This window comes from Citrobacter sp. S39 (genome assembly GCF_009495675.1).
In the GTDB taxonomy this organism is placed as follows: domain Bacteria; phylum Pseudomonadota; class Gammaproteobacteria; order Enterobacterales; family Enterobacteriaceae; genus Citrobacter; species Citrobacter freundii.
This window is the reverse complement of sequence record NZ_CP045555.1, coordinates 928,896-946,150: the sequence shown is the minus strand read 5'-3', so window position 1 is coordinate 946,150 and position 17,255 is coordinate 928,896. Positions and strand designations below refer to the sequence as shown.

12 protein-coding genes, 3 tRNA genes and 3 rRNA genes are annotated in these 17,255 nt (G+C 51.3%); 14 read left to right on the top strand and 4 right to left on the bottom strand.

Going from position 1 to position 17,255, the window contains the following annotated elements; genetic code table 11:
• The first annotated feature begins 9 nt into the window (after window positions 1-9).
• The 6 genes from rbsD to rbsR all read left to right on the top strand — a co-directional run bounded on the left by rbsD (window position 10) and on the right by rbsR (window position 5,895).
• Window positions 10-429, top strand: a complete 420-nt coding sequence (rbsD, locus tag GFB57_RS04380; protein WP_003023766.1) for a D-ribose pyranase — start codon at window positions 10-12, stop codon at window positions 427-429.
• A gap of 7 nt (window positions 430-436) precedes the next feature.
• Window positions 437-1,942, top strand: a complete 1,506-nt coding sequence (gene rbsA / locus GFB57_RS04375) for a ribose ABC transporter ATP-binding protein RbsA (protein WP_003023764.1) — start codon at window positions 437-439, stop codon at window positions 1,940-1,942.
• Window positions 1,943-1,947: 5 nt separating this feature from the next.
• Window positions 1,948-2,913, top strand: a complete 966-nt coding sequence (rbsC, locus tag GFB57_RS04370; RefSeq protein ID WP_003023762.1) for a ribose ABC transporter permease — start codon at window positions 1,948-1,950, stop codon at window positions 2,911-2,913.
• Between the two features lie 24 nt (window positions 2,914-2,937).
• Window positions 2,938-3,828, top strand: coding sequence for a ribose ABC transporter substrate-binding protein RbsB (gene rbsB / locus GFB57_RS04365; protein WP_003023760.1), 891 nt, complete (start codon window positions 2,938-2,940; stop codon window positions 3,826-3,828).
• Window positions 3,829-3,969: 141 nt separating this feature from the next.
• Window positions 3,970-4,899: a ribokinase gene (rbsK, locus tag GFB57_RS04360; RefSeq protein WP_003023758.1), complete on the top strand. Its 930-nt coding sequence runs from the start codon at window positions 3,970-3,972 to the stop codon at window positions 4,897-4,899.
• Window positions 4,900-4,902: 3 nt separating this feature from the next.
• Complete coding sequence (gene rbsR, locus GFB57_RS04355) at window positions 4,903-5,895, top strand: ribose operon transcriptional repressor RbsR (protein WP_003023757.1); 993 nt, start codon at window positions 4,903-4,905, stop codon at window positions 5,893-5,895.
• Here rbsR and mdtD read toward each other — a convergent pair.
• Window positions 5,861-7,288, bottom strand: coding sequence for a multidrug transporter subunit MdtD (gene mdtD / locus GFB57_RS04350; protein WP_003023755.1), 1,428 nt, complete (start codon window positions 7,286-7,288; stop codon window positions 5,861-5,863). The genes rbsR and mdtD overlap by 35 nt on opposite strands.
• A 1-nt stretch (window position 7,289) precedes the next feature.
• A complete protein-coding gene (locus GFB57_RS04345; RefSeq protein ID WP_003023753.1) occupies window positions 7,290-7,994 on the bottom strand; it encodes a FadR/GntR family transcriptional regulator in 705 nt (234 codons plus the stop codon).
• Window positions 7,995-8,472: 478 nt separating this feature from the next.
• Here GFB57_RS04345 and GFB57_RS04340 point away from each other — a divergent pair.
• From GFB57_RS04340 to GFB57_RS04315, 6 genes are all read left to right on the top strand, one after another.
• A 16S ribosomal RNA gene (locus tag GFB57_RS04340) occupies window positions 8,473-10,014 on the top strand.
• Window positions 10,015-10,099: 85 nt separating this feature from the next.
• Window positions 10,100-10,175: transfer RNA gene (locus tag GFB57_RS04335), tRNA-Glu, on the top strand.
• A 219-nt stretch (window positions 10,176-10,394) separates the two neighbouring features.
• Window positions 10,395-13,301 (top strand): 23S ribosomal RNA (locus tag GFB57_RS04330).
• 90 nt (window positions 13,302-13,391) lie between these two features.
• Window positions 13,392-13,507 (top strand): 5S ribosomal RNA (gene rrf, locus GFB57_RS04325).
• The 16S, 23S and 5S rRNA genes sit together here with 3 tRNA genes alongside, the layout of an rRNA operon.
• A 55-nt stretch (window positions 13,508-13,562) precedes the next feature.
• Window positions 13,563-13,639, top strand: a tRNA-Asp gene (locus tag GFB57_RS04320).
• Between the two features lie 52 nt (window positions 13,640-13,691).
• A tRNA-Trp gene (locus tag GFB57_RS04315) sits at window positions 13,692-13,767 on the top strand.
• Between the two features lie 99 nt (window positions 13,768-13,866).
• On the opposite strand, the gene hdfR is transcribed toward GFB57_RS04315, so the two are convergent.
• Window positions 13,867-14,712 carry an HTH-type transcriptional regulator HdfR gene (gene hdfR, locus GFB57_RS04310; RefSeq protein ID WP_085952510.1) on the bottom strand — a complete coding sequence of 282 codons (846 nt, stop codon included), beginning with the start codon at window positions 14,710-14,712 and terminating at the stop codon, window positions 13,867-13,869.
• A gap of 106 nt (window positions 14,713-14,818) precedes the next feature.
• Between hdfR and maoP the strand changes: the two genes are divergently transcribed.
• Complete coding sequence (gene maoP, locus GFB57_RS04305) at window positions 14,819-15,157, top strand: macrodomain Ori organization protein MaoP (RefSeq protein WP_003018025.1); 339 nt, start codon at window positions 14,819-14,821, stop codon at window positions 15,155-15,157.
• A gap of 24 nt (window positions 15,158-15,181) precedes the next feature.
• On the opposite strand, the gene GFB57_RS04300 is transcribed toward maoP, so the two are convergent.
• Window positions 15,182-16,702: a YifB family Mg chelatase-like AAA ATPase gene (locus GFB57_RS04300; protein ID WP_003018022.1), complete on the bottom strand. Its 1,521-nt coding sequence runs from the start codon at window positions 16,700-16,702 to the stop codon at window positions 15,182-15,184.
• Window positions 16,703-17,053: 351 nt separating this feature from the next.
• Here GFB57_RS04300 and ilvL point away from each other — a divergent pair, with 351 nt between their 5' ends.
• A complete protein-coding gene (ilvL, locus tag GFB57_RS04295; RefSeq protein ID WP_001311244.1) occupies window positions 17,054-17,152 on the top strand; it encodes an ilv operon leader peptide in 99 nt (32 codons plus the stop codon).
• The last annotated feature ends 103 nt before the right edge of the window (window positions 17,153-17,255 follow it).

The following is a 17,255-nucleotide window of genomic DNA, read 5'->3' as shown; positions in this document are numbered from 1 at the left end:
GGAAAGAAAATGAAGAAAGGCACGGTACTCAACTCTGAAATTTCATCGGTGATCTCCCGTCTGGGGCATACCGATACGCTGGTGGTGTGTGATGCAGGTTTACCCATCCCGAACAGCACAACGCGTATCGATATGGCATTAACCCAGGGCGTACCTTCTTTTATGCAGGTACTGGATGTGGTCACACGTGAAATGCAGGTCGAGGCGGCCATTCTCGCGTCGGAAATTAAACAACATAATCCGCAACTCCACGAAACGTTGCTCAGCCACATTGAGCAACTGCAACAACACCAGGGAAACACCATAGAAATTCGTTACACCACGCATGAACAATTCAAAAAACAAACCGCAGACAGTCAGGCGGTAATTCGCAGCGGAGAGTGTTCTCCGTATGCGAATATTATTCTCTGTGCTGGCGTCACGTTCTGAGGCCATCATGAACGCATTACTGCAACTCAAAGGGATCGATAAAGCGTTCCCGGGCGTAAAAGCGCTATCCGGCGCCGCGCTGAATGTCTACCCAGGCCGCGTAATGGCGCTGGTGGGCGAAAACGGCGCGGGTAAATCCACCATGATGAAGGTGCTGACCGGAATCTACACCCGTGATGCCGGTTCCTTATTGTGGCTGGGGAAAGAGACCACCTTTAACGGCCCGAAATCCTCCCAGGAAGCCGGAATCGGTATCATCCACCAGGAGCTGAACCTGATCCCGCAACTCACTATCGCTGAAAACATTTTTCTCGGTCGTGAGTTTGTGAATCGCTTTGGCAAAATTGACTGGAAGAAGATGTACGCCGAAGCCGATCTGCTGCTCGCCAAACTCAATCTGCGCTTTAAAAGCGACAGGCTGGTCGGTGAGCTGTCGATTGGCGATCAGCAGATGGTCGAAATTGCTAAAGTGCTGAGCTTTGAATCGAAGGTCATCATTATGGATGAACCGACGGATGCCCTCACCGATACTGAAACCGAATCCCTGTTCCGCGTCATTCGCGAACTGAAATCCCAGGGACGCGGCATTGTCTATATTTCTCACCGCATGAAAGAGATCTTCGAGATTTGCGACGACGTAACCGTCTTCCGCGATGGGCAGTTTATTGCCGAGCGTGAAGTCGCATCGCTTACCGAAGACTCGCTGATTGAAATGATGGTGGGACGTAAGCTGGAAGATCAGTACCCGCGTCTGGAAAAAGCGCCGGGTGATATTCGCCTGAAGGTCGATAATCTGTGCGGTCCTGGCGTAAACGATGTGTCATTCACGCTGCGTAAAGGCGAGATCCTTGGCGTATCGGGGCTGATGGGGGCCGGACGTACCGAGCTGATGAAAGTGTTGTACGGCGCATTGCCACGCACCAGCGGCTACGTCACGCTTGATGGCCATGAAGTGGTTACCCGTTCGCCGCAGGATGGACTGGCTAACGGCATCGTCTATATTTCTGAAGACCGTAAACGCGATGGTTTAGTGCTCGGCATGTCGGTGAAAGAGAACATGTCACTGACCGCGCTGCGCTATTTCAGCCGTGCAGGCGGAAGCCTTAAACATAAAGATGAGCAGCAGGCGGTAGGGGATTTTATTCGCCTGTTCAATGTTAAAACGCCATCGATGGAACAGGCTATCGGCCTGCTCTCCGGCGGTAACCAGCAGAAAGTGGCGATTGCGCGCGGTCTGATGACCCGGCCAAAAGTGCTGATCCTTGATGAACCAACGCGCGGCGTTGACGTTGGGGCCAAGAAAGAAATCTATCAGCTTATCAACCAGTTTAAGGCCGATGGGCTGAGTATCATTCTGGTCTCTTCTGAGATGCCAGAAGTATTGGGCATGAGCGATCGAATTATCGTTATGCATGAAGGGCATCTCGGCGGTGAATTCACTCGCGAGCAGGCCACTCAGGAAGTATTAATGGCTGCCGCTGTGGGCAAGCTTAATCGCGTGAATCAGGAGTAAAAAAGATGACTACCCAGGCTGTTTCTGGTCGCCGTTATTTCACTAAAGCATGGCTTCTGGAGCAAAAGTCGCTCATCGCTCTGTTAGTGCTGATCGCGATTGTTTCCACCATGAGCCCTAACTTTTTTACCGTTAATAACCTGTTCAACATTCTTCAGCAAACGTCGGTGAACGCCATCATGGCGGTTGGCATGACGCTGGTTATCCTGACGTCGGGTATCGATCTGTCCGTCGGTTCATTGCTGGCGCTGACCGGTGCGGTTGCGGCTTCGATTGTAGGGATTGAAGTCAATGCGCTGGTGGCTGTTGCTGCGGCCCTGGCGCTCGGCGCTGCCATTGGCGCGGTGACCGGAGTGATTGTCGCGAAAGGTCGCGTGCAGGCGTTTATCGCGACTCTGGTTATGATGCTGCTGCTGCGCGGTGTGACCATGGTCTACACCAACGGCAGTCCGGTAAACACCGGGTTTACTGACAATGCCGATCTGTTTGGCTGGTTCGGGATTGGTCGTCCGTTAGGCGTCCCTACGCCGGTGTGGATCATGGGGATTGTCTTCCTCGCGGCGTGGTACATGCTGCACCACACGCGTCTGGGGCGTTATATCTATGCGCTGGGCGGTAACGAAGCGGCAACGCGTCTGTCCGGTATCAGCGTCAGTAAAATCAAAATTATCGTTTACTCACTGTGCGGCCTGCTGGCATCACTGGCGGGCATCATTGAAGTTGCGCGCCTCTCCTCTGCGCAACCGACGGCAGGTACTGGCTATGAGTTGGATGCTATCGCTGCGGTGGTATTAGGCGGAACTAGCCTGGCGGGTGGTAAAGGACGAATTGTTGGGACGCTGATCGGCGCATTGATTCTTGGTTTCCTCAATAATGGGTTGAATTTGTTAGGTGTATCCTCCTATTACCAGATGATCGTCAAAGCGGTGGTGATTTTGCTGGCGGTACTGGTAGACAACAAAAAGCAGTAACAACGATTACAGGACATCTTAAATATGAACATGAAAAAACTGGCTACCCTGGTTTCTGCTGTTGCGCTGAGCGCCACCGTGAGTGCGAATGCGATGGCGAAAGATACCATTGCGCTGGTGGTCTCCACCCTCAATAACCCGTTCTTTGTTTCTCTGAAGGATGGGGCGCAAAAAGAGGCGGATAAGCTGGGTTACAACCTGGTGATTCTGGACTCGCAGAACAACCCGGCGAAAGAGCTGGCTAACGTTCAGGACTTAACGGTTCGTGGAACTAAAATTCTGCTGATCAACCCAACCGACTCTGATGCCGTTGGTAATGCTGTGAAGATGGCTAACCAGGCAAAAATTCCGGTTATTACCCTTGACCGTGTTGCCTCCAAAGGCGAAGTGGTAAGCCACATTGCGTCTGATAACGTGTTGGGCGGCAAAATTGCGGGTGATTACATCGCGAAGAAAGCTGGTGAAGGCGCAAAAGTTATCGAACTGCAGGGGATTGCCGGAACTTCAGCGGCGCGTGAGCGTGGCGAAGGTTTCCAGCAGGCCGTTGCGGCACACAAATTTAACGTACTGGCCAGCCAGCCGGCAGACTTCGACCGCACTAAAGGTCTGAACGTTATGCAGAACCTGCTGACCGCGCATCCTGATGTGCAGGCCGTATTTGCTCAGAACGATGAAATGGCGCTGGGTGCGCTGCGCGCACTGCAAACCGCGGGTAAATCTGATGTGATGGTGGTTGGATTTGACGGCACTCCAGATGGCGAAAAAGCAGTAAATGATGGCAAACTGGCTGCGACCATTGCTCAGTTGCCGGATCAGATCGGCGCGAAAGGCGTTGAGACTGCGGATAAAGTCCTGAAAGGCGAGAAGGTTCAGGCTAAATATCCGGTTGACCTGAAGCTGGTCATCAAGCAGTAATACCGATTCAGGTCGCTCGCGGCCTGATGGAGACATAAATACGCCATCCCCGTATCTGGTTTTGGGGATGAAAGCGTAAAAAGAAAAGCAGGGCACGCGCCACCCTAACCCGGTGGCGCACTTTGACTTGGAACACCAAATATGAAAACCGCAGGCAACCTCGTTGTTCTTGGCAGTATCAATGCCGATCACATCCTTAATCTTAACTCTTTCCCGACACCTGGTGAAACCGTAACCGGTAGTCATTATCAGGTCGCATTTGGCGGTAAAGGCGCGAATCAGGCTGTTGCTGCGGGTCGTAGTGGTGCGAATATCGCATTCATTGCCTGTACGGGCGATGATGATATTGGCGAAAGTGTGCGTAAACAGTTAGCCAAAGACAACATTGATATTGCGCCGATTAGCGTAATTTCGGGGGAATCGACCGGTGTTGCGTTGATTTTTGTGAATGGTGAAGGTGAGAACGTTATCGGCATTCATGCTGGAGCTAACGCAGCTCTTTCGCCAGCGCTGGTGGAAGCACAGCATGAGCGTATTGCGCAGGCGTCCGCTTTACTGATGCAGCTAGAGTCGCCGATCGAAAGCGTTCTGGCTGCGGCAAAGATTGCACATCAAAATAAGACCATGGTCGCCCTAAACCCGGCTCCGGCACGTGAACTTTCTGACGAGCTGTTGGCGCTGGTAGATATTATTACCCCGAATGAAACCGAGGCTGAAAAGCTGACGGGGATCCGGGTTGAAAATGATGAAGACGCGGCCAAAGCGGCGCAGGCATTGCATGCTAAAGGAATCCATACTGTACTGATTACCTTAGGGAGTCGCGGTGTGTGGGCCAGCGTGAATGGCGAAGGTCAGCGAGTGCCCGGTTTTAAAGTGGAAGCCGTTGATACTATTGCCGCCGGAGACACCTTTAATGGCGCGTTAATTACAGCGTTACTGGAAGAGACTCCACTGCCTGAAGCGATCCGTTTTGCGCATGCCGCTGCGGCGATTGCGGTTACCCGTAAAGGCGCACAGCCTTCCGTTCCGTGGCGCGAAGAAATAGAAGCGTTTTTAAGTCAACAGAGGTAACGCTTGGCTACAATGAAGGACGTCGCCCGCCTGGCGGGTGTTTCCACGTCGACGGTTTCTCACGTCATTAATAAAGATCGCTTTGTCAGTGAGTCTGTCACTGACAAAGTAGAAGCTGCGATTAAAGCGCTTAACTACGCTCCCTCCGCGCTGGCGCGTAGCCTCAAGTTAAACCAGACCCGCACGATTGGCATGTTAATCACTGCCAGTACCAATCCCTTCTATTCTGAGCTGGTGCGCGGCGTTGAACGTAGCTGTTTTGAGCGCGGCTACAGCCTGGTGCTGTGCAATACCGAAGGCGATGAACAGCGCATGAACCGTAATCTGGAAACGCTAATGCAAAAACGCGTGGATGGCTTGCTGCTGCTCTGCACGGAAACACATCAGCCTTCCAGAGAGATAATGCAGCGTTATCCTTCTATACCGACCGTGATGATGGACTGGTCGCCCTTTGATGGTGAAAGCGATCTGATTCAGGATAACTCCCTGCTGGGCGGGGATTTAGCCACGCAACATCTTATCGAAAAAGGTTTTACGCGCATTGCCTGCATCACCGGGCCGCTGGATAAAACCCCGGCGCGTTTGCGCCTGGAAGGATATCGGGCGGCAATGAAGCGGGCGGGCTTGCCTGTCCCGGAAGGCTACGAGATTACCGGTGACTTTGAGTTCGGTGGCGGCTTTGAAGCTATGCAAACGTTGCTGTCGCATAAACAGCGACCGCAGGCCGTTTTTACCGGTAATGATGCAATGGCGGTTGGCGCGTATCAGGCTCTGTACCAGTCGGGATTGCGCATTCCGCAGGATATGGCGGTGGTGGGTTATGATGATATCGAGCTGGCGCGCTATATGACGCCTCCGCTGACGACCATACATCAACCAAAAGATGAATTGGGCGAACTGGCCATCGATGTATTAATCCATCGGATGGCCCAGCCCGCATTACAGCAACAGCGTTTGCAGCTTACTCCTGTTTTGATGGAGCGGGGGTCGGTTTAGGTTTATGCCGATCTTTGATCAGGTTACGTCCATCTTTGGCTTTTAGCAGCATGAACATCAGCGCGGATATTACCGTGATAGCGCCCATCGTCATAAAGGTGTAATGGAATTGCTCGACCGTATTAGTTCCTTCCATACCTTCATAGATACGTAGAACGGCGGCGCTGATGGCAACCCCTAAACTGATTGATAACTGCTGAGTAACGGCCAATACGCTGTTGCCGCTGCTGGCGTTTTCATCGGTCAGATCCGCCAGAGTGATAGTATTCATTGAGGTAAACTGGGTGGACATTGCCATACCTAAAATGAACAACGGCAGGATCAGCATCCAGACCGGCATGGCAGGAGATTGCAAAGCGAACTGCGCAATCATCAGGCCGATAAAAACCGTAACACCCACCAATGTGGTCCTGTAGCCGAGTTTGCGCAGAACCTGCGTCACCATGGATTTTGCCAGAATTGAACCCAACGCCGTTGGCGCCATCATACAACCAGCTATCAGAGCCGGATATCCAAAGCCTACCTGCAACATCAGCGGCATTAAGAAGGGCACGCAGCCTGTGCCCAGGCGAGTGGCGAGGTTGCCGGCGATCCCAACAGAAAAGGTTCGAGTCTTAAATATCGGAAGAGATATAAGTGGCGTTGGGTGACGACGAGCATGGCGAATATAGGCGAGTAGTAACAACACACTGGCAAGAATAATACCGAGTGCGATCCAGGTAGCGACAAGCTTCTCACCGAACAATTCAACGCCGCTGGAAAACAACACCAGGCTCAAACCAAACAGAAAGAAACCGGTCATATCAAAACCGCGGCGTGGGGTGGTGAAGTTCGGCATATATTTGCGGGCATAGAAGATACCGGCAATGCCAATTGGAATATTAATCAGGAAGATCCAGTGCCAACTGGCCCATGTAACCAGTACACCGCCCAATACCGGACCTAAAATCGGCCCCACAAGTCCAGGCATGGTGACGAAGTTAAGCACGGGAAGCAGTTCACTGCGAGGGTAGGCACGCAATAACGCCAGACGGGCAACGGGCATCATCATGGCGCCACCGATCCCCTGAATGACACGGAAAATCACCAGCTCGCTTAGGGAGCTGGACAGCGCACAGGCCAGCGATCCCAACGTAAACAGGCTAACAGCAATCATAAAGACGCGTCGGGTACCAAATCGGTCTGCCAACCAACCACTTACCGGGATCAGCATCGCGACCGTCAGGGTATAGCTGATAATGGCCGACTGCATGGCGAGCGGAGAGCGGTTAAGACTATGTGCTATTGCGGGTAGGGCGGTATTGAGGATAGTGGCGTCTAGTGCCTGCATAAAAAAGGCCATGGCTGCTATCCACGGTAGCCCGGCCATACTGCGTGATTTCTTTTCTGACATATTATTTATCCGGTAGCACGTTCGGTGCTATCAGCAATGCCTGACAAGCAGCAAAGGCACGATCGCCATCGTTATCATCTATTGCATCGACAATGGCCTGGTGCAAATCCAGTTTCACCACATCGTTATAGGTAATAGAGGTAAAGTAGGTCTGGTAAACCGAATGGAACAGAGATGCAAAGGAAATAAGGAACGGATTCGCACTCATTTCATAGATGTGTTCATGCCAGGCGATATCAACCTCAATCCAGCGTTCGCGTCTGAAGTTTCTTTTCAGCTCGACCATCTCTTCCATCAGCGTGTTGAGGTGCGCTTTCTGTTCAGCCGTACCAATGGTCGCCGCCAGTAAACACGCCTGAGGCTCCAGGCTGATACGCATCACCAGAAAATGTTTAATGACCTGCGGGAAATTATCTTCCGTCATCCACCAGGTGAGCAGCTCCTGATCGAGGAAGTTCCAGTTTGCTTGCGGCATGACGCGTGTGCCGATACGTGGGCGTGGTAATACCATACCTTTTGCCGTTAACGTTTTTACCGCCTCTCTTACCGCGGTGCGACTCACACCAAACTGATCGCCCAGCTCTATTTCGCCAGGCAATATAGCGCCCGGCGCGTATTCACCTTTTAATATTCGCTGAGCCAGCTTTTCGGCCAGAACGTAGGACAAGTTTTTCTGTGCGGCTAGCTGTTGGGCATTTAATGGCATGAATGTTCTTCCTTACTCTTTTTCTTATTCATTAGTATGCCACCTGGAAGTGTGATTGCGGCTGCAAAAACGGCAATTTGCTTATTTTATGGCATGTTAATGGTTGTTTTGGTGAAAAAACACGCACTCAGAAAGTTATTTTAAATTTCTCCTTGTCAGCCTGAAATAACTCCCTATAATGCGCCTCCACTGACACGGAACAACGGATTACAAGCCGCCGGGTCAGCGGGGTTCCACTGAGAACTTCGGCGAAGAAAGCGAAATTAAATGCTTGACTTCGTAGCGGGATGGCGTAATATGCACACCCCGCGCCGCTGAGAAAAAGCGAAGCGGCACTGCTCTTTAACAATTTATCAGACAATCTGTGTGGGCACTCGAAGATACGGATTCTTAACGTCGCAAGACGAAAAATGAATACCAAGTCTCTGAGTGAACATACGTAATTCATTACGAAGTTTAATTCACGAGCATCAAACTTAAATTGAAGAGTTTGATCATGGCTCAGATTGAACGCTGGCGGCAGGCCTAACACATGCAAGTCGAACGGTAGCACAGAGGAGCTTGCTCCTTGGGTGACGAGTGGCGGACGGGTGAGTAATGTCTGGGAAACTGCCCGATGGAGGGGGATAACTACTGGAAACGGTAGCTAATACCGCATAACGTCGCAAGACCAAAGAGGGGGACCTTCGGGCCTCTTGCCATCGGATGTGCCCAGATGGGATTAGCTAGTAGGTGGGGTAACGGCTCACCTAGGCGACGATCCCTAGCTGGTCTGAGAGGATGACCAGCCACACTGGAACTGAGACACGGTCCAGACTCCTACGGGAGGCAGCAGTGGGGAATATTGCACAATGGGCGCAAGCCTGATGCAGCCATGCCGCGTGTATGAAGAAGGCCTTCGGGTTGTAAAGTACTTTCAGCGAGGAGGAAGGCGTTGTGGTTAATAACCGCAGCGATTGACGTTACTCGCAGAAGAAGCACCGGCTAACTCCGTGCCAGCAGCCGCGGTAATACGGAGGGTGCAAGCGTTAATCGGAATTACTGGGCGTAAAGCGCACGCAGGCGGTCTGTCAAGTCGGATGTGAAATCCCCGGGCTCAACCTGGGAACTGCATCCGAAACTGGCAGGCTAGAGTCTTGTAGAGGGGGGTAGAATTCCAGGTGTAGCGGTGAAATGCGTAGAGATCTGGAGGAATACCGGTGGCGAAGGCGGCCCCCTGGACAAAGACTGACGCTCAGGTGCGAAAGCGTGGGGAGCAAACAGGATTAGATACCCTGGTAGTCCACGCCGTAAACGATGTCGACTTGGAGGTTGTGCCCTTGAGGCGTGGCTTCCGGAGCTAACGCGTTAAGTCGACCGCCTGGGGAGTACGGCCGCAAGGTTAAAACTCAAATGAATTGACGGGGGCCCGCACAAGCGGTGGAGCATGTGGTTTAATTCGATGCAACGCGAAGAACCTTACCTACTCTTGACATCCAGAGAACTTAGCAGAGATGCTTTGGTGCCTTCGGGAACTCTGAGACAGGTGCTGCATGGCTGTCGTCAGCTCGTGTTGTGAAATGTTGGGTTAAGTCCCGCAACGAGCGCAACCCTTATCCTTTGTTGCCAGCGGTTAGGCCGGGAACTCAAAGGAGACTGCCAGTGATAAACTGGAGGAAGGTGGGGATGACGTCAAGTCATCATGGCCCTTACGAGTAGGGCTACACACGTGCTACAATGGCATATACAAAGAGAAGCGACCTCGCGAGAGCAAGCGGACCTCATAAAGTATGTCGTAGTCCGGATTGGAGTCTGCAACTCGACTCCATGAAGTCGGAATCGCTAGTAATCGTGGATCAGAATGCCACGGTGAATACGTTCCCGGGCCTTGTACACACCGCCCGTCACACCATGGGAGTGGGTTGCAAAAGAAGTAGGTAGCTTAACCTTCGGGAGGGCGCTTACCACTTTGTGATTCATGACTGGGGTGAAGTCGTAACAAGGTAACCGTAGGGGAACCTGCGGTTGGATCACCTCCTTACCTTAAAGAAACGTTCTTTGTAGTGCTCACACAGATTGTCTGATGAAAAGTAAATAGCAAGGCGTCTTGCGATTGAGACTTATACGTCCCCTTCGTCTAGAGGCCCAGGACACCGCCCTTTCACGGCGGTAACAGGGGTTCGAATCCCCTAGGGGACGCCACTTGCTGGTATGTGTGAGTGAAAGTCGCCGACCCCAATATCTCAAAACTTACCTTCGGGTGACGTTTGAGATATTTGCTCTTTAAAAATCTGGATCAAGCTGAAAATTGAAACGACACACTGTTTCATTTCTCCGTAATAAGAAATGAAAAGCGGTGTGTTCGAGTCTCTCAAATTTTCGCAACACGATGGTGTTTTACGAAACATCTTCGGGTTGTGAGGTTAAGCGACTAAGCGTACACGGTGGATGCCCTGGCAGTCAGAGGCGATGAAGGACGTGCTAATCTGCGATAAGCGTCGGTAAGGTGATATGAACCGTTATAACCGGCGATTTCCGAATGGGGAAACCCAGTGTGTTTCGACACACTATCATTACGTGAATACATAGCGTAATGAAGCGAACCGGGGGAACTGAAACATCTAAGTACCCCGAGGAAAAGAAATCAACCGAGATTCCCCCAGTAGCGGCGAGCGAACGGGGAGCAGCCCAGAGTCTGAATCAGCTTGTGTGTTAGTGGAACGGTCTGGAAAGTCCGACGGTACAGGGTGATAGTCCCGTACACCAAAATGCACAGGTTGTGAACTCGAAGAGTAGGGCGGGACACGTGGTATCCTGTCTGAATATGGGGGGACCATCCTCCAAGGCTAAATACTCCTGACTGACCGATAGTGAACCAGTACCGTGAGGGAAAGGCGAAAAGAACCCCGGCGAGGGGAGTGAAAAAGAACCTGAAACCGTGTACGTACAAGCAGTGGGAGCCTCTTTATGGGGTGACTGCGTACCTTTTGTATAATGGGTCAGCGACTTATATTCTGTAGCAAGGTTAACCGTATAGGGGAGCCGAAGGGAAACCGAGTCTTAACTGGGCGTTAAGTTGCAGGGTATAGACCCGAAACCCGGTGATCTAGCCATGGGCAGGTTGAAGGTTGGGTAACACTAACTGGAGGACCGAACCGACTAATGTTGAAAAATTAGCGGATGACTTGTGGCTGGGGGTGAAAGGCCAATCAAACCGGGAGATAGCTGGTTCTCCCCGAAAGCTATTTAGGTAGCGCCTCGTGAACTCATCTTCGGGGGTAGAGCACTGTTTCGGCTAGGGGGTCATCCCGACTTACCAACCCGATGCAAACTGCGAATACCGAAGAATGTTATCACGGGAGACACACGGCGGGTGCTAACGTCCGTCGTGAAGAGGGAAACAACCCAGACCGCCAGCTAAGGTCCCAAAGTCATGGTTAAGTGGGAAACGATGTGGGAAGGCACAGACAGCCAGGATGTTGGCTTAGAAGCAGCCATCATTTAAAGAAAGCGTAATAGCTCACTGGTCGAGTCGGCCTGCGCGGAAGATGTAACGGGGCTAAACCATGCACCGAAGCTGCGGCAGCGACACTATGTGTTGTTGGGTAGGGGAGCGTTCTGTAAGCCGTTGAAGGTGTATCGTGAGGTATGCTGGAGGTATCAGAAGTGCGAATGCTGACATAAGTAACGATAATGCGGGTGAAAAACCCGCACGCCGGAAGACCAAGGGTTCCTGTCCAACGTTAATCGGGGCAGGGTGAGTCGACCCCTAAGGCGAGGCCGAAAGGCGTAGTCGATGGGAAACAGGTTAATATTCCTGTACTTGGTGTTACTGCGAAGGGGGGACGGAGAAGGCTATGTTAGCCGGGCGACGGTTGTCCCGGTTTAAGCATGTAGGCGGAGGTTCCAGGTAAATCCGGTACCTTTTTAACGCTGAGGTGTGATGACGAGGCACTACGGTGCTGAAGTAACAAATGCCCTGCTTCCAGGAAAAGCCTCTAAGCATCAGGTAACACGAAATCGTACCCCAAACCGACACAGGTGGTCAGGTAGAGAATACCAAGGCGCTTGAGAGAACTCGGGTGAAGGAACTAGGCAAAATGGTGCCGTAACTTCGGGAGAAGGCACGCTGATATGTAGGTGAAGTGATTTACTCATGGAGCTGAAATCAGTCGAAGATACCAGCTGGCTGCAACTGTTTATTAAAAACACAGCACTGTGCAAACACGAAAGTGGACGTATACGGTGTGACGCCTGCCCGGTGCCGGAAGGTTAATTGATGGGGTTATCCGTAAGGAGAAGCTCTTGATCGAAGCCCCGGTAAACGGCGGCCGTAACTATAACGGTCCTAAGGTAGCGAAATTCCTTGTCGGGTAAGTTCCGACCTGCACGAATGGCGTAATGATGGCCAGGCTGTCTCCACCCGAGACTCAGTGAAATTGAACTCGCTGTGAAGATGCAGTGTACCCGCGGCAAGACGGAAAGACCCCGTGAACCTTTACTATAGCTTGACACTGAACACTGGTCCTTGATGTGTAGGATAGGTGGGAGGCTTTGAAGTGTGGACGCCAGTCTGCATGGAGCCATCCTTGAAATACCACCCTTTAATGGCTGGTGTTCTAACGTGGACCCGTAATCCGGGTTGCGGACAGTGTCTGGTGGGTAGTTTGACTGGGGCGGTCTCCTCCTAAAGAGTAACGGAGGAGCACGAAGGTTAGCTAATCCTGGTCGGACATCAGGAGGTTAGTGCAAAGGCATAAGCTAGCTTGACTGCGAGAGTGACGGCTCGAGCAGGTGCGAAAGCAGGTCTTAGTGATCCGGTGGTTCTGAATGGAAGGGCCATCGCTCAACGGATAAAAGGTACTCCGGGGATAACAGGCTGATACCGCCCAAGAGTTCATATCGACGGCGGTGTTTGGCACCTCGATGTCGGCTCATCACATCCTGGGGCTGAAGTAGGTCCCAAGGGTATGGCTGTTCGCCATTTAAAGTGGTACGCGAGCTGGGTTTAGAACGTCGTGAGACAGTTCGGTCCCTATCTGCCGTGGGCGCTGGAGAATTGAGGGGGGCTGCTCCTAGTACGAGAGGACCGGAGTGGACGCATCACTGGTGTTCGGGTTGTCATGCCAATGGCATTGCCCGGTAGCTAAATGCGGAAGAGATAAGTGCTGAAAGCATCTAAGCACGAAACTTGCCCCGAGATGAGTTCTCCCTGAGACTTTAAGTCTCCTGAAGGAACGTTAAAGACGATGACGTTGATAGGTCGGGTGTGTAAGCGTAGCGATACGTTGAGCTAACCGATACTAATGAACCGTGAGGCTTAACCTTACAACGCCGAAGATGTTTTGGCGAAGAGACGACATTCAGCTTGATACAGATAAGATTAACCGGCGAAAAGCGGGTTAATAACAGAATTTGCCTGGCGGCTGTAGCGCGGTGGTCCCACCTGACCCCATGCCGAACTCAGAAGTGAAACGCCGTAGCGCCGATGGTAGTGTGGGGTCTCCCCATGCGAGAGTAGGGAACTGCCAGGCATCAAATTGCAGTAAACCGGGATGAAGAATCCGGGTAGTGACAAAGAAATTCGGTGGAGCGGTAGTTCAGTTGGTTAGAATACCTGCCTGTCACGCAGGGGGTCGCGGGTTCGAGTCCCGTCCGTTCCGCCACTTATTAGAAAATTAAGCCTGCTTAGTAGCAGGCTTAATGATAAGAAAATTTAGGGGCGTAGCTCAGTTGGTAGAGCACCGGTCTCCAAAACCGGGTGTCGCGAGTTCGAGTCTCTCCGCCCCTGCCAGAAACAATCCTTAGCATTCTTGCTAAGGATTTTTTTTATCTGCAATTTGCGCTGTGCCTTCCAGTTGTTTTATTCCCGGCATCCTTGCCCGTATTTTCTTTAATCTTCCAGAATATTCGTTCTCAGCAAGTCGCAAATCAGTGCATGTTTATCGCTGTTTTGCAGCCAAACTGCATATAACGGGCGCGAAAGGGTTGTACTGTCAGTAACCGTATGGAGATCGCTTTTACCTTTAGCCCAACTGACCGGAAGCCAGCTAAAGCCTCTAAGGACTGAAAGTTGCTGCCTGGCCAATTCTGCCGAACTGGTGGTGAGTACCGGCACTTCATCTCCCGCAATCAATCCCGCTTCGTGTTGCTGAAAGTCAGGTCCCCATTCCAGACGCAGATAATTCAGTTCATCCTTGGTTTGCGAAGGAGAACTGCAATAGAGCGCCAGCGTGAAATATCCCAACAGTTGGCTGCTAAATTCGTCCATTTTGGGCGTTTCGGTAGTAATCAGTAGATCAAGCTGTCGTTCATGGAGCTGTTTTACTAACGACTGTCGCTGAGCGATCCTCGCTTCAAACTGCAGGCTGGATTGCGGCTCCTGGGATTGGTACAAACGCCCCAGCCAGCCATTAAGCATGCATTCCCAGAGGGATGCGCTGGCACCAATAGAAAACTCGTTATGCCGCGAGGTATTCGCAACCTCCTTACGTGCGGCTTGCCACGTATTCATCAGCGTTTCAGCGTAAGGCAGTAATTTTTCACCTGCAGCGGTTAAACGGATATTGTTTCTGTGTCGGGTGAACAGGTTTACACCCAATTGATTTTCCAGTTGTCTGATCCGGAAACTAACCGCTGATTGGGTCAGATAGAGCGCTTCAGCAGCTCTGCCAAAGTGGCGTGTCCGGCTAACTTCCAGGAAAGTTTTTAACAATTCCGTATCCACAACTCGCTCCATAAAATTATTTGTCGTTATGATTTAAATCTTTTGTTTGACGCTCTGTCAAGCGTAACTAATACTCCGCGCCATAAATAGCTCGGCCAAAGAATTAGGAGCGTGCAGGATGGCGGAAAGCTTTACGACGACTAATCGATATTTCGATAATAAATATTATCCCCGCGGATTCTCCCGTCATGGTGATTTCACCATTAAAGAAGCACAACTGCTTGAGCGTCACGGTTATGCTTTCAATGAGCTGGATCTGGGCAAGCGTGAGCCGGTAACGGAAGAAGAAAAACTGTTTGTTGCGGTATGCCGTGGTGAGCGCGAACCGGTTACCGAAGCTGAACGTGTGTGGTCCAAATACATGACGCGCATTAAGCGTCCAAAACGCTTCCACACGCTGTCAGGCGGGAAACCTCAGGTGGAAGGTGCGGAAGACTACACCGAATCTGATGATTAATAAAAAAGGGCGAAAGCCCTTTTTTTATGCCAGTAGTTTTTGCAAATGAATGAGTAATCTGTCTATCGCCCGATACCCAACAGCCTCCTGTAAGTGCTGGCGAGAGATATGGTCAGATTGTTCTATATCCGCGATCGTTCGAGCAACCTTTATCAGGCGTAACCAGGCGCGGATAGATAATCCGAGATGCGCGAGCGTTTCTTCAAGCCACTGTGCATCGTCGCTGCGCAGTGGACAGTATTTATGGATATCCTGACTGTCCAGATGCGCGTTTAACTTATTTTGTCGTCGATACTGACGATCTCGCGCTGCCATAACACGTTGCTTCACCGTTGCGCTATCTTCCCCTTTTACCTGGTTCTGGCTGAGTATCCCGGGCGGTGGCAAAGGGATTTCGAGAGAGAGATCGAAGCGGTCAAGAAATGGACCGGATAATCGATTGAGGTAGCGTAGCGTCTGCTCTGGGGTACAGCGGTTATGGTTCCCCTGATAATGGCCTGTTGGGCTGGGATTCATGGCGGCTATGAGTTGAAAGCGAGCGGGATAGGTGATTTTTGCTCTGGTGCGGGATAGATGTATCTGTCCGGACTCAATGGGTTCGCGCAGTGCATCCAGCGTGCGTCGCTCAAACTCGGGTAGTTCATCCAGAAATAGTATGCCGTTATGCGCCAGAGAGATCTCGCCTGGCGCAGGAATAGAGCCTCCACCGACCATGGCGGTTAATGAAGCACTGTGATGCGGAGAGCGAAAAGGGCGTTGTTTCCACTGTTTCTGTAGCGTGTCGGAATTGACCAGACTAAGAATCGCGGCGCTTTCCAGTGCCTCATCGTTACTCAGTGGCGGAAGCAATCCTCTCAGGCGACTGGCCAGCATGGTCTTACCCGTACCCGGAGGGCCGATGAGTAAGAGGTTATGACCGCCAGCAGCGGTAAGCTCCAGCCCGCGTTTACCCTGTTCCTGGCCGATAACATCGCTCAGATCATCTGCTAATGCGCAGGGGGTAAAATCTGCCGATGATGGTTTGTCTAAATCATGCTTACCTTCGAGGAATGCGCATACTGTCTGTAGATGATCGGCTATCAGGCACCCTTCACCGTGTATTAGTCCAACTTCAGCTGCATTCTCTTTTGCGACAATAATTCTTCTGCCTGCGCGAATGGCTTCGGTTGCACTTGATATCGCACCGGGAACGCCGCGTAACGCGCCTGTAAGCGCTAATTCGCCTACCAGCTCATATGTATCGAGATTATGGGGAGTAAGCTGCTCAGAAGCGGCCAGAAGCGCAACTGCGATAGGTAAATCATATCGTCCCCCTTCTTTTGGGAGATCGGCTGGAGCGAGGTTTATGGTTATCTTCTTTGCCGGGAATTCATAACCGCTATTAATTACCGCACTGCGAACCCGATCGCGGGCCTCTTTCACCGTTGTTTCGGGTAATCCCACCATGGTTAAACCAGGCAAACCATTGCTGATATGTACCTCGATGGTAATGGCCGGCGCATTCACGCCCAGCGCAGCGCGTGTGTGAACAATCGATAGTGACATAAGCCCTCCTGATGAAAGCATTATGTCGCAATACATCGCGGCAAGATTTCACATAATTACGGTTTTTAGAGGCTTATTCCCGTGTTTTTATGTGGCTCAACACTGATTACATTAAGTCTGGAATAGCGCTCGCAAACGCTTTTGAATGGCGTTTTTAGTAGGGAATGGTTGCCGAGAATCACCTGAAACGTGAAATATTTTCACCTTTGATTTTTTGTTTAAAAAACAACGATATTTATCTAAACCGTTAACGTCGTCAGAAAAACGAATAAAAAAATATCTTGTGTCATTTGCAAATTCTATGGTAACTCTTTAGGTATTCCTTCGAACAAGATGCAAGAAAATACAAAAATGACAGCCCTTCTACGAGTGATTAGCCTGGTCGTGATTAGCGTGGTGGTGATTATTATCCCACCGTGCGGGGCTGCACTTGGACGAGGAAAGGCTTAGAAAACAAGCCTTAACGAACTAAGACCCCCGCACCGAAAGGTTCGGGGGTTTTTTTTGACCTTAAAAACATACACGAGGAGCAGAAAGTGAACGGTAGCATAAA

Bases quoted from the DNA above. Each gene is read 5' to 3' on its own strand.
- rbsD (WP_003023766.1), top strand. From the start codon at position 10: ATGAAGAAAGGCACGGTACTCAACTCTGAAATTTCATCGGTGATCTCC.
- rbsA (WP_003023764.1), top strand. From the start codon at position 437: ATGAACGCATTACTGCAACTCAAAGGGATCGATAAAGCGTTCCCGGGC.
- rbsC (WP_003023762.1), top strand. From the start codon at position 1,948: ATGACTACCCAGGCTGTTTCTGGTCGCCGTTATTTCACTAAAGCATGG.
- rbsB (WP_003023760.1), top strand. From the start codon at position 2,938: ATGAACATGAAAAAACTGGCTACCCTGGTTTCTGCTGTTGCGCTGAGC.
- rbsK (WP_003023758.1), top strand. From the start codon at position 3,970: ATGAAAACCGCAGGCAACCTCGTTGTTCTTGGCAGTATCAATGCCGAT.
- mdtD (WP_003023755.1), bottom strand. From the start codon at position 7,288: ATGTCAGAAAAGAAATCACGCAGTATGGCCGGGCTACCGTGGATAGCA.
- GFB57_RS04345 (WP_003023753.1), bottom strand. From the start codon at position 7,994: ATGCCATTAAATGCCCAACAGCTAGCCGCACAGAAAAACTTGTCCTAC.
- hdfR (WP_085952510.1), bottom strand. From the start codon at position 14,712: ATGGAGCGAGTTGTGGATACGGAATTGTTAAAAACTTTCCTGGAAGTT.
- maoP (WP_003018025.1), top strand. From the start codon at position 14,819: ATGGCGGAAAGCTTTACGACGACTAATCGATATTTCGATAATAAATAT.
- GFB57_RS04300 (WP_003018022.1), bottom strand. From the start codon at position 16,702: ATGTCACTATCGATTGTTCACACACGCGCTGCGCTGGGCGTGAATGCG.
- ilvL (WP_001311244.1), top strand. From the start codon at position 17,054: ATGACAGCCCTTCTACGAGTGATTAGCCTGGTCGTGATTAGCGTGGTG.